Raw genomic sequence first — 17,552 nt, forward strand, 5'->3', positions numbered from 1 at the left:
GCGCCCCCCCCCCCCCCCCCCCCCTCCTCGCGTTGCGGCTAGGGTTGTCGGGTGACCTCGAACGACGTGACCCCTGCCCAGAACGCCCCCCAGCCGTCCCACGAGCCCGCCGCCGCGACACCGATCAAGGTCGCCGTCCTGGGGGCCGCCGGGCGCATGGGCGCCACGGTGTGCGCTGCGGTCGAGGCCGCCCCGGACATGGAGCTGGTCGCTCGGATCGACGCGGGGGACGACCTGGCGCAGGTCGCCGCCGCGGGCGCCCAGGTCGCGGTCGACTTCACGGTGCCTGCGGTCACCGAGGACAACGTGCACGCGCTGATCGACCTGGGCGTCCACGCGGTCGTGGGCACCACGGGCTGGACGGACGTGAGCCGCGGGCGCCTCGTCGCACACCTGGGCCGCAAGGCGGCCGAGGGCACGAGCGTGGGGGTGCTGATCGCCCCCAACTTCGGCCTGTCCGCCGTCCTGGCCATGACGTTCGCGGCCAAGGCCGCGCGCTACTTCGAGTCGGCCGAGGTCATCGAGCTCCACCACCCGAACAAGGTCGACGCTCCGAGCGGCACCGCGACGCACACCGCAGGCGCGATCGCGAAGGCTCGGGCAGAGGCGGGCCTCGGGGCGAGCCCCGACGCGACCGAGTCCGGCTGGGAGGCGCGCGGCGCCGACGTCGACGGCGTCCGGGTGCACGCCGTGCGCCTGCGCGGCCTGGTCGCGCACGAGGAGATCCTCTTCGGCAACGAGGGCGAGCAGCTCGTCATCCGGCAGGACTCGTTCGACCGCGTGTCCTTCATGCCGGGCGTCCTGCTCGGCATCCGGGAGGTCGTCTCCCGGCCGGGCCTGACGGTCGGGCTCGAGAACGTCATGGACCTGTCGTGAGGAACCGCAAGGGTCTGATCGGGGCCGTGGTCGTCACGGCCCTGCTCGCGCTCTACGTGTGGGCGATCGTGGGACGTGCTGCGGCGCTCATGGGCACGGGCGAGCCGGCCGGGATCGCGATCGGGATCGGGGTGCTGCTCATCCCGCTGCTCGTGATCGGGCTCATCGCGTGGGAGTTCTGGCTCGCGTTCACGGTCCAGCGGATGGCCGACGAGCTCGCCGCGGCGGGTGAGCTCCCCGTCGACGACCTGCCGCGCTCACCGGGAGGTCGCATCGACCGCGCCGCGGCCGACGCGGCCTTCGAGGAGCACCGTGCCCGCGCCGAGGAGCACCCCGACGACTGGCGCTCCTGGTACCACGTGGCGTTCGCGTACGACGCGTCAGGGGACCGCAAGCGGGCGCGCGCCATGCTGCGCAAGGCCGCGGGCATGTACCGCACCGAGCGCAAGGCGTCCCGCTAGGGGCGACCCGCACCCGGCCGGGCGAGCGGCCCGGGGCGAGCGGCGCCGTCGGGCTGTGCCGGCGCCGCCCGTGACGGGCGCGTCAGATCGTGGCGCTCCACCGGTGCTCGACGACGTCACGCACCCCGGTCGCCAGGGTCCGGGTGCGCTGGTCCGGCCCCAGGCCCGCGCCGCCCAGGAACTGCTCGCGCGCAGAGTCGCCGTCGAGGATCCAGGCCACGACCTCTTCCGAACCGTCCTGACGCAGACGGTCGACGGCCGCGGACAGGAGCCGTGACCCGTGCCCCGACCGTTGGTGGGACGGCAGCACCTCGAGCGCGACGAGCTGGCCCGGGGACACGGCCGCGAAGCCGACGACCCGGTCCGCGGCGAGCGCCACGAGCACCGCGAAGCCCGGACCGGGCGGGGACGAGACCGCCCCGGCCCACTGCTCCTGCATCCGGGGCACGTCGAGCGCGTCGATCACCGCCGCGCCCAGCACGTCGCCGTGCGCGGACCGCCAGGACTCGATCTGGATCGCGGTCACCGCGACCTCGTCGCCGGGGACCGCCGGACGGACCGAGACGTCCGCCGACTCGCTGAAGAGTGCCATTCGCCAGACCCTACCCGAGCCCGTGGCCACGGAGGACCCTCACGGCAGGCCCAGTGCGCGCAGTCCCGCGGCCGTCGCGGCAGCCAGGATCACGACGACGAGGAACGGTGCCCGCAGGGCCAGGGCCACGGCCGCGACGCCCAGGGCGGGCAGGCGCGCGTCGAGCATGATGCCCTGCCCGTCACCGACCGTCTGGACGGCCACGAGCGCCGCGAGCAGCGACGCCGTGACGAGGGCGGCGGTGCGCGAGACGCGGTCGGACGCGAGCCAGTGCTCGGGGATCAGGTGCCCCGCGAGCTTGAGCCCCAGGCACACGAGCGAGGCCGCGATCACGGTGGCCCACAGGGCGGTGTCGGACATCAGGGCTCCTCGGGACGGTCGGTCGCTGCGGGCAGGTCGCCCGGACCACCCGGGACACCCGGGTCGGGCGAGCCGGGCGACGCCTCGCCGGCACGGTCCTGCGGGGCGCTCGCTGCGCCGTCGGGCACGTACTCCGTGACCGTGACGGGCTGCCTGGGCTGCCGGGTGACCTGGCCGACCACGATCGCGACGGCCCCCGCCGCCAGGACGGGGACGCCCGGCGGGACGAACGGGAGCAGCACGACCGCGACGACCACGGCCAGGGCCGCGGTGAGCTGCATGACGCGGCTCGCGAGCCGCGGCCACACGAGCGCGAGGAACGCGGCCCCGGCGGCGGCGTCGAGGCCCCATGCCTTGGGGTCGCCCATGGCGTCGCCTGCGAGCGCCCCGATCAGCGTGAGCAGGTTCCAGACGACGAAGATGCCGATCCCTGTCCACCAGAACCCTGCACGGAACGCGGCGCGGCTCTTCTGGGCCGTGGCGACCGCGGTCGACTCGTCGATCGTCAGGTGGGCCGCGAGCACGCGCCGCCAGCCGTGGAGCGCGAGCAGCGGCGAGAGCTGGGCGCCGTAGAGGGTGTTGCGCAGGCCGAGCAGCCCGGCCGTCGTGATCGCCGCTGCGGACGTGCCGCCCGAGGCGACGACGCCGATGAGCGCGAACTGCGAGCCGCCCGAGAACAGGAGCAGGCTGAGCACCATGGTCTGCGCGAGGTTCAGCCCCGCGACGACCGCGAGCGCCCCGAACGAGACGCCGTAGAGCCCGGTGGCGATCGAGACGGACACGGCCTGCCGGACGGCGGCGCGAACCTCGAGGCGGTCCTCGTCCCCGACGGGGCGCGCAGCCCACGACGACCGACCGGAGCCGTCGCCGGACGAGGCAGCGTCCGGGGAGGGCTCCGGGGTGGTCGTCATCGTCCGCTCCAGGTCAGGGGTCGGGTCGGGGTCAGTGCGCGGGCGCGAGCTGGCGGTCGGGTTCGGCCTCGCCGGCTGAGACCGCGTTGGCAGCCCGCTGGTGCGCCGTGAGCGACATCCGGTCGATGAGCGCCAGCGCCAGGGCGCTCACGACGAACGCGAGGTGGATGACGACCTGCCAGAGCATCTGCTGCTCGGGGATACGGGCGCTGTCGATGAACGTGCGCAGCAGGTGGATCGACGAGATCCCGATGATCGACATCGCGAGCTTGGTCTTGAGCACGTTCGCGTTGACGTGGCTCAACCACTCCGGCTGGTCGGGGTGCTCGTCGAGGTGGATGCGTGAGACGAACGTCTCGTAGCCGCCGACGATCACCATGATGAGGAGGTTGGAGATCATGACGACGTCGACGAGCCCCAGGACGTAGAGCATGGTGTCGGCCTCGGTGAGGCCGTGGCCGGAGAAGGCGCCCTCCGTGAGGTGCCAGAGCTCCTTCATGAACTGCCAGACTTAGACGACCTGGGCGACGATGAGACCCAGGTACAGAGGGACCTGGAGCCAGCGGGACGCGAAGATGAAGTAGCCGAGCGAGATGGTGGCGGGGTGCTGCTTGCCGGTCAGTGCGGGGTGGTTCGGGGTGGTCGAGGCCACGTGCGGTACTCCGGTGGGGGTGCGAGGTCGGCCCGGGCGCGAGCCCGGTCGGTCTGTCGCGTTTTACGGTACCAATTCCTCACCCGCCCGATGACCGGGGAACGAGGGGCTCAGAGCGCGACGTACACGGTCTCGAGGTACTCCTCGAGACCGGCCTCGCCGCCCTCGCGGCCGAGTCCGGACTGCTTCATACCGCCGAACGGTGCGCTCGCGTCGGACACGAGCCCCCGGTTGATGCCGATCATCCCGGCGTCGACCTCCTCCCCGACGCGCATCGCGCGCGCCAGGTCGCGCGTGTACGCGTAGGCCGCGAGGCCGTACTCGGTGTCGTTCGCGAGCGCGATGCCCTCGTCGTCGTCGGCGAACGCGACGATCGGTGCGACCGGGCCGAAGATCTCCTCGGTCACCGCACGCGAGCCGGCGTCGACCCCGGTCAGGACCGTGGGGGAGTAGAAGTACCCGGGTGAGCGGGGCCGGTCCCCGCCCGTGAGCACCTGTGCGCCCTCGTCGGACGCGACCGACACCAGCTCGTCGACCTTGTCGACCGCCTTGGCCTCGATGAGCGGGCCCACCTGCACGCCCTCCTCGCTGCCCGGCCCCACGCGCAGCTCCGCGAAGGCCCGGGCGAGGCGCTGACCGAAGTCGCGCGCGACGGCGTCGTGCACCAGGAAGCGGTTGGCCGCCACACAGCTCTGGCCCGTGTTGCGGAGCTTGGCGACCAGCGCGCCCTCGACCGCGGCGTCGAGGTCGGCGTCCGCGAAGACGAGGAACGGCGCGTTGCCGCCGAGCTCCATCGAGGTCCGCAGGACCTGGTCCGCCGCGCCCTTGAGGAGGGTGCGGCCCACGCCCGTGGACCCCGTGAAGGACAGCTTTCTCAGGCGGGGGTCCGCGAGCAGCGGAGTGGTCACCTCCGAGGCCGACGACGTCGGGACGACGTTGACCGCACCCGTCGGCAGGCCGCGGTCCTCGAGGTGCCCGCGGATGATCTCCGCGACCAGGGACGTCGTGAGCGGCGTCAGGTGCGCGGGCTTGATCACGACCGTGCAGCCCGCGGCGAGCGCCGGACCGATCTTGCGCGTCGCCATGGCGATGGGGAAGTTCCACGGCGTGATGAGCAGCGCCGGGCCCACCGGGCGACGTGAGACGAGCTGCCTGTTCGCGCCGCTCGGGGCCGTGCGGACCAGGCCGTCGGTGCGCACTGCCTGCTCGGCGTACCACCGCAGGAACTCGGCGCCGTAGACGACCTCTGCGCGGGCCTCGGCGAGCGGCTTGCCGCACTCGGCCGTGATGAGCGCCGCGATGTCGTCGGCGCGCGCCGTGAGGGTCGCGAAGACCGCGCGCAGCACCTCGGAACGCTCGCGCGGCGGTGTCGCCCGCCAGGCCGGGGCCGCGGCATGCGCGGCCTCGAGCGCACGCAGACCGTCCGCGGGGTTCGCGTCCGAGACGTCGAACAGGACCTCCTCGGTCGCGGGGTCGGCGACCTCGAACGTGCGGCCGCCCTCGGCGGGACCCCAGTGTCCGCCGATCAGCAGCCCCGTCGGCAGGTGCGAGACCAGGGCGGGGGACAGGGCGTTGGTGGCAGGCGACATGCTTCGAGTATCACGCGAGCGGCCCGGGTTCGCATCGACGTCGGCCCGACCCGGGTCGCGCGGGCGGCTGACGGCGGTACCTCGCCGGAGCAGCTCCCGGTGTGACCTCGGCCTCCAACCACCCCGGACACGGCACCGGGGCTCACGGACCCGTGGACCGACACGCCGGATCCACCGCGCGCGCGGTAGTTTGTGCACATGGCACTTCCCCCCACGCAGACCCGACCGTTCGGCGCCGTCCTGACCGCGATGGTCACGCCGATGACCCCCGCCGGAGAGATCGACTTCGACGCTGCGGTCAAGGTCGCGAAGCACCTCGTGGACAACGGGAACGACGGGATCGTCCTCAACGGGACCACCGGGGAGTCGCCCACGACGCACGCGCCGGAGAAGGCGGAGCTGGTCCGCGCGGTGGTCGACGCCGTCGGGGACCGCGCGCACGTGATCGCCGGCGCCGGGTCGAACGACACGCAGCACGCCGTCCGTATGGCCGAGCAGGCCGCGGAGGCGGGCGCCCACGGGCTCCTCGTCGTGAGCCCCTACTACTCGCGCCCCTCCCAGGAGGGGCTGTACCGGCACATCGTGGCCGTCACCGACGCCACGCCGCTGCCCGTCATGATCTACGACGTGCCGGGCCGCACCGGTGTCCGCATCGCCCCCGCGACCATCGAGCGCCTCGCCGCGCACGAGCAGATCGTCGCGAACAAGGACGCGTCGGGCGACGTGTACACCGCGGCCAAGCTCATCGAATCGACCGGGCTCGCCTGGTACAGCGGGGACGACGCCCTGCTGCTGCCGCTCCTCGCGCACGGCGGGGCCGGCATCGTCTCCGTCGCCGCGCACGTCGTCGGACCGCGCTTCGCGCAGGTCGTCGCGGCGTTCGACGCCGGTGACAACGCGGCCGCCCTCGCGGCGTTCCGCTCCGTCACCCCGACGATCGACGCCATCAACGGAGCGGGCTTCCAGGCCGTCATGGCCAAGGCCGCGCTCCAGATCCTCGGAGTCACCGAGAACCGATACCTCAGGCTGCCGTACGTCGCAGCCACGGACGACGAGGTCGCCGTCGTCCGCGCCGGTCTGGAGGCCTCCGGCCTGCTGGACCCGGCGACCCCGCGCCCACGCTGAACATGCAGAACAGCTGAACTACAGGCCAGGAGGCCCCGTGAGCCACCCTCACCCCGAACTGTCCCTTCCCCCCGCGCTGCCGGCCGGCGCCCTGCGCATCGTCGCCCTCGGCGGCCTGGGCGAGGTCGGACGCAACATGGCCGTCCTCGAGTACGACGGACGCCTGCTCGTCATCGACTGCGGCGTCCTCTTCCCCGAGGACAACCAGCCCGGCGTGGACCTGATCCTGCCGGACTTCGACTACATCAAGGACCGTCTCGACGACATCGAGGCGATCATCCTGACGCACGGCCACGAGGACCACATCGGTGCCGTGCCGTACCTGCTGCGCCTGCGCCGCGACATCCCCCTGGTGGGCTCGCAGCTCACGCTCGCGTTCATCTCGGCCAAGCTCAAGGAGCACCGCATCGCCCCCGTGACCCGCGTGGTCAAGGAGGACGAGACGGTCGCCTTCGGTCCGTTCAGCTGCGAGTTCGTCGCGGTCAACCACTCCATCCCCGACGCGCTCGCGGTCGCGGTCACCACGGGGGCCGGCACGGTCCTGCACACGGGTGACTTCAAGATGGACCAGCTGCCGCTCGACGGCCGCGTCACGGACCTGCGCGCGTTCGCACGCCTGGGCGAGAAGGGCGTCGACCTGTTCATGGTCGACTCGACCAACGCCGAGGTCCCGGGCTTCGTGACCCCGGAGGTCGAGATCGGCCCCGTCCTGGACTCGGTCTTCGCCGCGTCGGACAAGCGGATCATCGTCGCGTCGTTCTCCTCGCACGTGCACCGCGTCCAGCAGGTCCTCAACGCCGCGCACAACCACGGGCGCCGCGTCGCCCTCGTCGGGCGCTCGATGGTCCGCAACATGGGCATCGCCGCCGAGCTCGGCTACCTCAAGGTGCCGGACGGCGTCCTGATCGACCTCAAGAAGGTCGACTCGCTGCGCGACGACGAGATCGTGCTCATGTGCACGGGCTCGCAGGGCGAGCCCATGGCCGCGCTGTCGCGCATGGCCAACGGTGACCACAAGGTCTCGGTCAGCCACGGCGACACCGTGATCCTCGCCTCCTCGCTCATCCCGGGCAACGAGAACGCCGTCTTCCGCATCATCAACGGCCTCACGCGCCTCGGCGCGCGCGTCGTGCACGGCGGCAACGCCAAGGTGCACGTCTCGGGTCACGCGAGCGCGGGCGAGCTCATCTACTGCTACAACATCCTGCGGCCCAAGAACGTCATGCCGGTCCACGGCGAGGTCCGTCACCTCGTGGCCAACGGTGCGCTCGCGGTCAAGACCGGTGTGCCCGCGGACCGCGTGATCCTCGCCGAGGACGGCGTGGTCGTGGACCTCGTCGACGGCAAGGCCTCGGTCGTGGGCGCCGTCCCGTGCGGCTACGTCTACGTCGACGGGTCGAGCGTCGGCGAGCTCACGGACGCCGAGCTCAAGGACCGTCAGATCCTCGGCGAGGAGGGCTTCATCTCCCTGTTCGCCGTGGTCGACTCCGCGACGGGCAAGGTCATCGCGGGCCCGCACATCCTGGCGCGCGGCTTCGCCGAGGACGACGCGGTGTTCGAGGACGTCCGTCCCCAGGTCGTCCAGGCCCTCGAGGACTCGATCGCGGGAGGTGCCACGGACGTGCACCAGCTCCAGCAGGTCATGCGCCGCGTGGTCGGGCGCTGGGTCTCCAACCGCCTGCGTCGCCGTCCGATGATCGTCCCGGTCGTCGTCGAGGCGTAACGAGGTCGTCGAGGCACGAACCGTCGGGCGCACCGTCCTCCTGGACCGTGCGCCCGACGGGCGTCCGGGGCCGCTATCCTGGCGCCCCGCTCGCGCCCAGGAGGCCGCCTTGTCCGACCAGTCACCCGTCGACGTCCCGTTCTCGCAGCCCGTCCCGGCAGCCCTGCCGGCGATGCGCCCCTACGGTGGCCACCTGCCGCCTCCCGCGTACTGGGGCCCGCCGCCCCGGCCCGTGGCCCCCGGCCTGGGGACGGCGTCCGTCGTGCTCGCCGCGACCGTCGCGCTGGTCGTCGTGGTGCAGTTCCTGGTGTCGTTCCCGGCCGTCGCGACGCTCGATGCGATCGTCGCAGGGGAGCAGGTGCCGACCGGCGTCCTCGACGCCTACGACGCGCTGTCCTCCGTCGCGCTCCTCGTCGAGCTCGCCGCGGGGGTCGTGACGGTCGTCTGGCTCTGGAAGAGCCGGACGTTCGCCGAGGCCGCCTCGCCCGGCTGGCCGCACACGCGCTCGCGCGTGTGGGTGTGGCTCGGCTGGTTCGTGCCCGTCGTCGCCCTCTGGTTCCCCTACCAGGTGGTGCGCGACGTCCGAGCGGCGACGCTGCGCGAGAAGCGCCCCGGCCTGGGCGGCTGGTGGGCGGCGTGGCTCGTCCTCGGGTTCGCGACCAACGCCAGTGCCCGGCTCCTGGGGTCGGACGACCCGGACGTCTGGCGCGCACTGTCGGTCTTCGACGGTCTCGCCGCGCTCGCGGTCGTCGTGGCGGCGGCGCTGTGGGCCAAGGTCGTCCGCGAGGTGTCGGCCGGGCAGCGCGCCGCGGACGCCCCGGCGCAGGGCCAGGCGCAGGCCGAACGGTTCTGAGCCGACGCGTCGCCGCCCGGGTTAGGGCGGCGACGTGTCGGTGCGCCTCGCTAGTCTCGCGGCCATGGCAACCTCGGCAGACTTCGCAGACCTCGCTCCCGTCCTTCTCGTGACCCACGACGCGAGCTCGAGCATCATCTACTCGCCCGGTGGTCCCGAGTACCTCCAGCACAAGGACACGCTCGAGCGTCACGGGGTCGAGGGGTCGGGGTACGACTTCGCGGGTGCTCTCCAGGCCGTGCTCACCGACGAGTCGCCCGCGACGCTCGACGCGGTCGGGTTCGACCCCGAGGGCGGCATGCTGAGCGTCTACGGCACGGACCTCGACGCCCTCCTGGTCGCAGCCCGGCACCTGTCGCGGATCATCGCCGACGACACGGCCCTGGACGCGGCCCTCGCCCGGTCGGTCGAGCTCGGCCTCGACGACTAGGAGCGGGTGCGCCGCAGGTGGTCGAGCTGCGTGCGGTGCTCGCCCAGGATCCACTCACCGACGAGCCGGGGGTCCAGGGCGTCGCCGCCCGCACTCGCGTCCGTGCCGTCGCGCGCCGCCTCCTCGAGGGCGTCCAGGTAGGCCCTGTCGGCCCCGAACCGCTCCCAGACCGCGTCGCTGCCCGTGCAGACGTGCCCGTGCCCGGGAACCAGGGTGTGGACGCCGTGCTCCGACACCGCGTCCTCGAGGGCGTCGAGCCCCGCACGGTAGTCGCCCAGGGGGTCGGTCGAGCTCAGGTCCAGGAGCGGCACCTCGACGTCCGAGAGCATGTCGCCCACCACGATCACGCCCGCCCCCGGCAGGACGAGCGCGCCGTGCCCCGGGGCGTGCGCCCGGTGCTCGACCACGAGCACGAGCGGGTCTCCCGCTCCCGTGACCTCACCGCCGGTGACCCGCCCCCGGCCCGACGGCGTCGCTCGCCCGGGCCCGTCCGGCCACGGCAGGTGCACCGCGCCCGTCCGCGAACCGGTCGCCGCGGTCGGGGGGATCGGCGTGAGCCGGCCGACCAGCGACAGGTCGTGGCCAGGCGCCGCGCGCTCGACCTTCGCGAGGTCCTCGGCGAGGCTCCGCTCCTGGGCGAGCACCGCCGTCGGGCAGGCCCAGCGCGGGACGTCCCCGAGCGAGGACGACCACAGGACGTGGTCCCAGTGCGGGTGCGTCGAGAAGCCAGCGGTGACCCGCCAGCCGCGCCGGGACAGGGTCGCCGCGAGCGACTCGACCTCGTCGACCGTGATGCCCGGGTCCACGACCAGCGCCCGGCCGTCAGGAGCGACGACGACCGTCGTGACGCTCGTCCAGATCTCGGCCGTCGCGACATGGACGCCGTCGGCGACCTCGTGCAGCTCGCGCGGGGGCGGGGGAGTGGTCCTCATGCCCCGATCCTGCCCCTCGCCAGGTCCGCGACGCGACCGCGAGGGGCGCGTCGGCGGTGACCCGTGCCGGATTCGTCACAGGACACGCGCCCTCCGGGTGCGGGGACGGCCTGGCGTGCACCGGTACCGTGGTGCGTACTATGGCGACCCGGACGTCTTCGACGAAACGGCCCGCGACCACCCGCAAAGCCACCCCGCGTGGCACGACGGGCGGCTCGCGGGGATCATCGAGCGCGTCCCGCGCCCCGCGGAGCTCGTCGGCACGCAGACCGGCAGCCCGGCCCGCGCCCTGGCCCGTCCGCGCTGTGCGTGGCCTCTGGCTGGGGTGCGCGCACGCGATCGGCGCGGTCACCCGCAGTATCGGCAAGGGAGCAAGAGAGCTGGACCCCTCACATCGGCGCGACGGCGTCGCGTTCCTCCTCCTCGCGCTCGCCGTGATCGTCGCGGCCCGCGAGTGGTGGGGGATCGCGGGCGCCTTCGGCACGGCCGTGCACGCCGTCGCGGCGGGCGTCTTCGGCGTCGCCGCGGTCGCCCTGCCCGTCCTGCTCGTCTGGCTCGCCGTCCGGATCATGCGGCACCCGGAACGCACGCAGGCGAACTCGCGCGTCACGATCGGGCTCTCGTTCATCGTGGTGTCCGTCTGCTCGCTCGTGCACGTCGCGGAGGACCTGCCCGCGCCGCGCAACGGTTTCGAGGCCGTCCAGGACGCGGGCGGGATCATCGGCTACCTGTTCGCGACCCCGGTCCACACCGGGCTCACCGAGTGGTTCGCCGTCCCCCTGTTCCTGCTGCTGGGTTTCTTCGGGATCCTCGTCGTCACGGCCACGCCGGTGCACGCCATCCCGAGCCGCCTGCAGGGCATCTACGACCGGCTCACGGGCAACCACCGCGAGGGCGAGGACGGCCGCGCGCCGCGCGACGACGACGGGCTCCAGCTCGCCGACGGCGTCTCGCGCCACGACGGCACCGACGAGGCGCCGCGCAAGCGCCGCGTGGGTCGCGGCCGCAAGTCCAAGGCCGACCGCGAGGCCGAGGCCGCCGAGCGCGAGCGGCTCGAGGGCGGCTACGTCGGCGACGAGGCATTCGAGCGCGCCGCGATGCTCGAGGCCGAGGAGGAGGCGGCTCGCAAGAGCGCCCGTGGTCGCCGTGGCGCGGCCGCCGGACCGCCGCCCCCGCCGCCCGAGGAGCACGAGGACGCCGGCGACCTGGCCACCCAGGTCATCCCGTCCGTCGGGCGCACCACGCCCTCGCCGAGCGCGCCCCCGCCGCCGCCCAACAACCCCGTGCCCCGCGGCGTCCAGCCCATGCTCGAAGGGGACACGGTCTACGTGCTGCCTTCCGAGGACGACCTGGTCAAGGGTGCCCCCCACAAGGTGCGCTCCGCGGCGAACGACCGCGTCGTCGAGTCGCTCACCCGGGTGTTCGAGCAGTTCGAGATCGACGCCAAGGTCACGGGCTTCACGCGCGGCCCGACCGTGACCCGCTACGAGGTCGAGGTCGGCCCCGCCGTCAAGGTCGAGCGCATCACGAACCTCTCCAAGAACATCGCCTACGCCGTGGCCTCGGCCGACGTGCGCATCCTCTCGCCCATCCCCGGCAAGTCCGCGATCGGCATCGAGATCCCCAACACCGACCGCGAGACCGTGGTCCTGGGCGACGTCCTGCGGTCCTCCGTCGCGCGGCGCACCGAGCACCCCATGGTCATGGGCGTCGGCAAGGACGTCGAGGGCGGCTACGTCGTCGCGAACCTCGCGAAGATGCCGCACATCCTCGTCGCGGGAGCGACGGGCGCGGGCAAGTCGAGCTTCATCAACTCCATGATCGTCTCGATCCTCATGCGGGCGACGCCCGAGGAGGTGCGCATGGTCCTCGTGGACCCCAAGCGCGTCGAGCTCACGATCTACGAGGGCATCCCGCACCTCATCACGCCCATCATCACGAGCCCCAAGAAGGCCGCCGAGGCCCTCGAGTGGGTCGTGCGGGAGATGGACGCGCGCTACGACGACCTCGCGATGTTCGGGTACAAGCACATCGACGACTTCAACACCGCGGTCCGGGCCGGCAAGGTCAAGCCCCTGCCCGGCTCCGAGCGCAAGATCGCGACGTACCCCTACCTGCTCGTGGTCGTGGACGAGCTCGCCGACCTCATGATGGTCGCCCCGCGCGACGTCGAGGCCTCGATCCAGCGCATCACGCAGCTCGCCCGCGCCGCGGGCATCCACCTGGTGCTCGCGACCCAGCGGCCCTCGGTCGACGTCGTCACCGGACTCATCAAGGCCAACGTGCCCTCACGCCTCGCGTTCGCGACGTCGTCGCTCGCGGACTCGCGCGTCGTGCTCGACCAGCCCGGCGCCGAGAAGCTCATCGGCCAGGGTGACGCGCTCTTCCTGCCCATGGGGGCGGCCAAGCCCATGCGCGTCCAGGGGGCCTGGGTCGCCGAGAGCGAGGTCCACGCGGTCGTCGAGCACGTCAAGGCACAGCTCAAGCCGTCCTACCGGACCGACGTCGCGGCCTCGGCAGCGACCAAGAAGCAGGTCGACGAGGACATCGGCGACGACCTCGACCTGCTCCTGCAGGCCGCCGAGCTCGTCATCACGACGCAGTTCGGGTCGACCTCGATGCTCCAGCGCAAGCTGCGCGTCGGGTTCGCCAAGGCCGGCCGGCTCATGGACCTGCTCGAGTCGCGGGAGATCGTCGGCCCCTCCGAGGGGTCCAAGGCGCGCGAGGTCATGCTCACGGCAGAGGACCTGCCCGCGACGCTCGCCATGCTGCGCGGCGAGCCGGGGGAGCAGGCGTACGACGGCGAGGCCGACGCCGGTGCGCCCCCCGCGGGCAACGGTCGCGACTACTCCGACGGCGCGGACGGGCACATGCCTCCCGTGGCCCAGGAGTACCACGACGACGCCGACGACGAGGCGGACTGGCGCGAGCGCTGAGCTGCCGCCCCTGTCCGGTCTCCTGGCCCGTCAGGGCCGGGGACGGGGTTCCACGGTGGGTGGACCTCCGGTCGCGACCGGAGGGGTCAGCCGTTCGGGAGCCGCACCACCCACCGCGGACCTGACCCGGTCGTAGCGGGCAGCGAGGTCGGCCGGCGTCAGGCTCGGGGTGCCCGTCGCGGCCACGTCCGGGAGCACCTCGACGGCGTGCCCGCTCAGGCGGTCGACGGTGATCGCCGTCCACTCGAACCGTGTCACGCGGGCCGGCCCGCCCGCGGGCTGGGTCACGGTCGCCGTGACGAGCAGTCCCGAGTCGGTCCGCGCGTCGCAGCAGTGGTCGCTCTGGTTCGACACGTAGTTCCCGAGCCCGTAGGCCACCCACATGCCCATGCCCCCCGGCCCGCCGGGCAGGAGCGCGGTCGGCTGCGGGACGTGGGCATGGTGCCCGAGCAGGAGGTCGACCTGGCCCGAGGCGGCGAGCAGTGCCGCCGTCCCGACCTGCTGGTCGGTCGGAGGCGTCGAGTACTCGTCGCCTGCGTGCATGCTCACGACCACGACGTCTGCTCCTGCGCTGCGGGCCGATCGCGCGCGCTCGACGAGGTCGGCGCCGTCGAGCAGGGAGACCGACCACGGGGCCGACGCGGGAACCCGGGCCCCGTTGGTGCCGTACGTGCCGGCGAGGTGGGCCACGCGGATCGTCCGCCCGCCCCGTTCGAGGGAGTACACCGCGGGGGTCGCGGCCTCGGCGGCGCTGCGGGCCGTGCCGACGTGCCCCAGGCCCGCGGAGTCGAGGACGTCGAGGGTCGTGGCGACACCCTGCGCCCCCTGGTCCAGGGAGTGGTTCGAGGCGGTCGAGCAGCCGTCCCATCCCTGCTCGCGCAGGTCGGTCGCGAGGTGGGCGTCTGCCGCGAACACGGGGTACCCGGCGGGGCGTCCGCCGGGGGAGGCGAAGGGGACCTCGAGGTGGCACAGCGCGAGGTCGGCCCCGCCGACCCAGGCGTCGGTGCCCGCCAGCAGCTCGCTGAAGTCGTAGCCCGCGTCCGTGCGGGCGGACGCGTGGACCTGGAGGTGGGGCAGGACGTCGCCCGCGGCGACGACGGTGAAGACGACGTCGGGTTCTGGCGCGGGCACGGGCGGCTCGGGTGCCGGGGGTGCCGGTGCGTCGGACGCGGGTGGCGACCCGCTCTGCGGGGCTCCGTCGTGCCCCAGCGTCCCGGCGAGGACCAGGACGGACACGGTGAGCACCACGGCGAGCAGCGCCGCGACGACGCGGCGCGTGCGGTGGGCGCGCACAGGACGCTTCACGCCGCGAGACTAGCGCGCGAGCCGTGCGTCCGGCACGCGGACGGTCGGCGGAGCCGGGCACGCGGGAGGGATCTTCCCGGCAGGTCCGACGAGTCCGGATCTGGACGTGTCGGTCGAGGGGCCGAGCACCGCCTACGCTTGTGGTGTGGTCACAGCCGTCCCGTCCCCCTGGAACTCCGCGAACGCGGTCACTCTCGCCCGGATCGCCGTGGTCCCCTTCTTCGCGTGGGCCCTGCTCGCGGACGGCGGGCACACGGTCACCTGGCGCCTCGTCGCGACGGCGTTGTTCGTCCTCGCGGCCGCGACGGACCGGGTCGACGGGTACCTCGCCCGCAAGTACGACCTCGTCACGGACCTCGGCAAGCTCCTCGACCCGATCGCGGACAAGCTCCTCATCGGTGCTGCGCTCGTGCTGCTCTCGGCCCTCGGTGACCTGCCGTGGTGGGTCACGATCGTCATCCTCGCGCGCGAGCTGGGCATCACGCTCATGCGGTTCGCGGTCCTCAAGTACACCGTCATGCCGGCCTCGCGCGGCGGCAAGCTCAAGACCGTCCTGCAGTCCGTCGCCATCTCGATCTTCCTGCTCCCGCTCGACCAGATGCCCGGGTGGATCACGGTGCTCGGCTGGGTCGTGCTCGTGGTCGCGCTCCTCGTGACCGTGGTCACGGGCGTCGAGTACGCCTACCAGGGCTGGCGCCTGCGCCGCGACGCGTTGCGTGCGGCCAGGACGGCCGACCAGGGCTGAGGGCCCCGTGGCGGACGCGGGCACGGCGGACCCGTGCGACGCGGCCGGCCTCCTGGCCGCGACGGCGTCGCACGGCTGGACGCTCGCCGTCGCCGAGTCGCTGACCGGAGGGCTCCTCGCAGCCCGCCTGGTCGCGGTCCCCGGTGCGTCGACCGTGCTGCGCGGTGGTGTCACGGCGTACGCGACGGACCTCAAGGCGACCCTGCTGGGGGTCGACGCCGCACTGCTCGACGCACGCGGCGCCGTCGACCCGGAGGTCGCCCGGCAGATGGCGCAGGGGGCCCGCCAGGCCATGGGGGCCGACGTCGGTCTCGCGACGACCGGCGTGGCCGGACCGGACCCCCAGGACGGCAAGGCGCCCGGCCTCGTCTTCGTGGCCGTCGCGACGCCCGAGCACGTCGAGGTCCGCGAGCTGCACCTCGCCGGCGACCGGACGGCGGTCCGCGAGGCCGCGGTCGCGCACGTCCTCCGACTCGCGTCGAGAGTCGTCGCCGGGTGACCTCCGCCGGGACGGCCGACCCACCCGCTTGCCGCATAGTGGTCCGGACGAGGGCGGACGCTGGGGAGTGCGTGGAGAGTTCGTGAACTCCCGGCAACGTCGTGGACGTCTCCCCGGTGCGGGAACAACCCTGGGAGGAAGCGCGTTGAACAGCACGTGATCGCCAACAGGCCATTCAACAGATCAGCGCATGAGACAACCCCGGGTGCGGGGTACGGTAGGACGATCCCCACGCGAGGGGCGCGGGGAACGACAGGTCAGCGAACCACCACCGGAGCCAGGCAGGCTCCGGTCGCACGGGACACGGAAGGGGGCCGCCAGATGATTGTTCTTCGACGAGAGATCGGGGACGTGCTGCGAGACGCTCGCCAGCGACAGGGCCGCACCCTGCGAGAGGTGTCCTCGGCTGCACGCGTCTCCCTGGGCTACCTCAGCGAGGTCGAGCGCGGCCAGAAGGAAGCGTCGTCCGAGCTGCTGGGCTCCATCTGCGAGGCGCTCGACATCCCCATGTCGGTCGTGCTGCGAGAGGTCAGCGACCGGGTCGCCGTGGCCGAGGGACTCATGATCCCCGACACGATCCCCGCCGACTTCGCGACGAGCCTCATGGGTCGCGGTGCCGCGGCCGAGAGCGCGCGACGCATGCGGGAGGACCTGCAGCCGGTCGGCTGACGGGGTCTTCGGCCTTCGCGGGCTCAGGGCTTCTGACAGCTCGGACAGTAGAAGATCGGTCGCTCGAACGGCGCCTCGTTCGCCCGGGCGACAGCGACGGGCGTGCCACACCGGTGGCACGCCCGTCGTGCTCTGCCGTGGACGTGACGGCGCACGGTGCCCACACCCTCCGCGACGGAGCGGAGCATGAGGCCGCGGGTCGTGCGCAGCAGCGCCTCGAGATCGCGGTCGGGAACGTCGTCCACCGGGGTCCAGGGCCACAGCCCCTGGGCGAACAGGCCCTCGGCCACGTAGATCGTGCCCAGGCCGGAGACACCGCGCTGGTCGAGCAGCGCGTCGGCGAGGGGGAGCGGCCCTGTCTCGACCCCACCCGCGGGGCGGCCGCCCACCGCGACCTGGGCAGGGAAACCGCCCTCCGCGGCAGCAGCACGCAGACGGGTCAGCGCGAGCCCGACGCCCGCCTCGGGGGCCGTGAGGAAGTCGTCGGCGAGGATGTCCGGGCCCAGGTGACCCAGCAGCTCGTGCTCGTCGCGCGTCCGGACGAGGTCGAGCATCCCGAGCCGATCCCCGACGCACGTCCAGAGCTCGTTCGCCAGGACGGCCCGTACCGTGCTTCCCCGCGCGGCGGCCGCGCTCGACCCCGTGCGGGCGACGCGCCAGCTGCCCTCCATCCGCAGGTGCGTGTGCAGGGTCGTGCCGTCGTCGAGCCGGGTCAGGAGGTGCTTCGCGTGGGCCCGGACCTCCGTCACGGCGCGACCGGTCAGGTCGACACCGCCTGCGTCGGCCCAGCGCAGCTCTGCGCGCTCCAGGACCCGCCCGCTCAGCGCGGCGTCGAGGCGTTGCGCGGTGACCCGGACGACGTCGCCCTCAGGCACGGCGGCCCCCTTCCTGGAC

At 73.2% G+C, this 17,552-nt stretch carries 19 protein-coding genes; 10 read left to right on the forward strand and 9 right to left on the reverse strand.

Annotated elements, in window-relative coordinates:
- The first annotated feature begins 156 nt into the window (after positions 1-156).
- Together dapB and H9623_RS00975 are read left to right on the forward strand one after the other, a co-directional pair.
- Entirely contained in the window at positions 157-876 is a 720-nt protein-coding gene (dapB, locus tag H9623_RS00970; RefSeq protein WP_193718335.1) for a 4-hydroxy-tetrahydrodipicolinate reductase, read from the forward strand.
- Positions 873-1,337, forward strand: coding sequence for a hypothetical protein (locus H9623_RS00975; protein ID WP_193718216.1), 465 nt, complete (start codon positions 873-875; stop codon positions 1,335-1,337). The genes dapB and H9623_RS00975 overlap by 4 nt, the downstream gene beginning before the upstream one ends.
- 82 nt (positions 1,338-1,419) lie before the next feature.
- Here the strand turns inward: H9623_RS00975 and H9623_RS00980 are convergent, their stop codons facing one another.
- The 6 genes from H9623_RS00980 to H9623_RS01005 all read right to left on the reverse strand — a co-directional run bounded on the left by H9623_RS00980 (position 1,420) and on the right by H9623_RS01005 (position 5,441).
- Positions 1,420-1,929: a GNAT family N-acetyltransferase gene (locus H9623_RS00980; RefSeq protein WP_193718217.1), complete on the reverse strand. Its 510-nt coding sequence runs from the start codon at positions 1,927-1,929 to the stop codon at positions 1,420-1,422.
- A gap of 39 nt (positions 1,930-1,968) precedes the next feature.
- Positions 1,969-2,289, reverse strand: coding sequence for an AzlD domain-containing protein (locus tag H9623_RS00985; protein WP_193718218.1), 321 nt, complete (start codon positions 2,287-2,289; stop codon positions 1,969-1,971).
- A complete protein-coding gene (locus tag H9623_RS00990; RefSeq protein ID WP_193718219.1) occupies positions 2,289-3,200 on the reverse strand; it encodes an AzlC family ABC transporter permease in 912 nt (303 codons plus the stop codon). The genes H9623_RS00985 and H9623_RS00990 overlap by 1 nt, the downstream gene beginning before the upstream one ends.
- Positions 3,201-3,231: 31 nt before the next feature.
- On the reverse strand, positions 3,232-3,699 hold the full coding sequence (locus tag H9623_RS00995) for a TIGR00645 family protein (protein ID WP_193718220.1): 468 nt from the start codon (positions 3,697-3,699) through the stop codon (positions 3,232-3,234).
- Positions 3,700-3,711: 12 nt separating this feature from the next.
- Positions 3,712-3,852, reverse strand: a complete 141-nt coding sequence (locus H9623_RS01000) for a hypothetical protein (RefSeq protein WP_193718221.1) — start codon at positions 3,850-3,852, stop codon at positions 3,712-3,714.
- 110 nt (positions 3,853-3,962) lie between these two features.
- Positions 3,963-5,441, reverse strand: a complete 1,479-nt coding sequence (locus H9623_RS01005) for an NAD-dependent succinate-semialdehyde dehydrogenase (protein WP_193718222.1) — start codon at positions 5,439-5,441, stop codon at positions 3,963-3,965.
- Between the two features lie 198 nt (positions 5,442-5,639).
- Here H9623_RS01005 and dapA point away from each other — a divergent pair, with 198 nt between their 5' ends.
- The 4 genes from dapA (at position 5,640) to H9623_RS01025 (ending at position 9,572) form a co-directional block, all read left to right on the forward strand.
- Entirely contained in the window at positions 5,640-6,566 is a 927-nt protein-coding gene (gene dapA, locus H9623_RS01010) for a 4-hydroxy-tetrahydrodipicolinate synthase (RefSeq protein WP_193718223.1), read from the forward strand.
- A 37-nt stretch (positions 6,567-6,603) separates the two neighbouring features.
- Complete coding sequence (locus H9623_RS01015) at positions 6,604-8,289, forward strand: ribonuclease J (RefSeq protein WP_193718224.1); 1,686 nt, start codon at positions 6,604-6,606, stop codon at positions 8,287-8,289.
- Positions 8,290-8,398: 109 nt separating this feature from the next.
- Positions 8,399-9,142, forward strand: a complete 744-nt coding sequence (locus tag H9623_RS01020; RefSeq protein ID WP_193718225.1) for a DUF4328 domain-containing protein — start codon at positions 8,399-8,401, stop codon at positions 9,140-9,142.
- Positions 9,143-9,206: 64 nt separating this feature from the next.
- The gene (locus tag H9623_RS01025; RefSeq protein ID WP_193718226.1) at positions 9,207-9,572 is read left to right on the forward strand and encodes an Imm51 family immunity protein; all 366 of its coding nucleotides are present in this window, start codon (positions 9,207-9,209) and stop codon (positions 9,570-9,572) included.
- Here the strand turns inward: H9623_RS01025 and H9623_RS01030 are convergent.
- Entirely contained in the window at positions 9,569-10,504 is a 936-nt protein-coding gene (locus H9623_RS01030; RefSeq protein WP_193718227.1) for an MBL fold metallo-hydrolase, read from the reverse strand. The genes H9623_RS01025 and H9623_RS01030 overlap by 4 nt on opposite strands.
- Positions 10,505-10,644: 140 nt before the next feature.
- Between H9623_RS01030 and H9623_RS01035 the strand changes: the two genes are divergently transcribed.
- Positions 10,645-13,440: an FtsK/SpoIIIE family DNA translocase gene (locus H9623_RS01035; RefSeq protein WP_193718228.1), complete on the forward strand. Its 2,796-nt coding sequence runs from the start codon at positions 10,645-10,647 to the stop codon at positions 13,438-13,440.
- 30 nt (positions 13,441-13,470) lie between these two features.
- Here the strand turns inward: H9623_RS01035 and H9623_RS01040 are convergent, their stop codons facing one another.
- Positions 13,471-14,745 carry a CapA family protein gene (locus tag H9623_RS01040; protein ID WP_321575188.1) on the reverse strand — a complete coding sequence of 425 codons (1,275 nt, stop codon included), beginning with the start codon at positions 14,743-14,745 and terminating at the stop codon, positions 13,471-13,473.
- 145 nt (positions 14,746-14,890) lie between these two features.
- Between H9623_RS01040 and pgsA the strand changes: the two genes are divergently transcribed.
- The 3 genes from pgsA to H9623_RS01055 all read left to right on the forward strand — a co-directional run bounded on the left by pgsA (position 14,891) and on the right by H9623_RS01055 (position 16,658).
- The gene (pgsA, locus tag H9623_RS01045) at positions 14,891-15,490 is read left to right on the forward strand and encodes a CDP-diacylglycerol--glycerol-3-phosphate 3-phosphatidyltransferase (protein ID WP_193718229.1); all 600 of its coding nucleotides are present in this window, start codon (positions 14,891-14,893) and stop codon (positions 15,488-15,490) included.
- A 7-nt stretch (positions 15,491-15,497) separates the two neighbouring features.
- Positions 15,498-15,989: a CinA family protein gene (locus H9623_RS01050; protein ID WP_193718230.1), complete on the forward strand. Its 492-nt coding sequence runs from the start codon at positions 15,498-15,500 to the stop codon at positions 15,987-15,989.
- A gap of 321 nt (positions 15,990-16,310) precedes the next feature.
- Positions 16,311-16,658 carry a helix-turn-helix domain-containing protein gene (locus tag H9623_RS01055; RefSeq protein ID WP_030150559.1) on the forward strand — a complete coding sequence of 116 codons (348 nt, stop codon included), beginning with the start codon at positions 16,311-16,313 and terminating at the stop codon, positions 16,656-16,658.
- 23 nt (positions 16,659-16,681) lie between these two features.
- On the opposite strand, the gene H9623_RS01060 is transcribed toward H9623_RS01055, so the two are convergent.
- On the reverse strand, positions 16,682-17,533 hold the full coding sequence (locus tag H9623_RS01060) for a DNA-formamidopyrimidine glycosylase family protein (RefSeq protein ID WP_193718231.1): 852 nt from the start codon (positions 17,531-17,533) through the stop codon (positions 16,682-16,684).
- Positions 17,534-17,552 lie beyond the last annotated feature (19 nt).

The organism is Oerskovia douganii (assembly GCF_015142735.1).
GTDB classification, from domain to species: domain Bacteria; phylum Actinomycetota; class Actinomycetes; order Actinomycetales; family Cellulomonadaceae; genus Oerskovia; species Oerskovia douganii.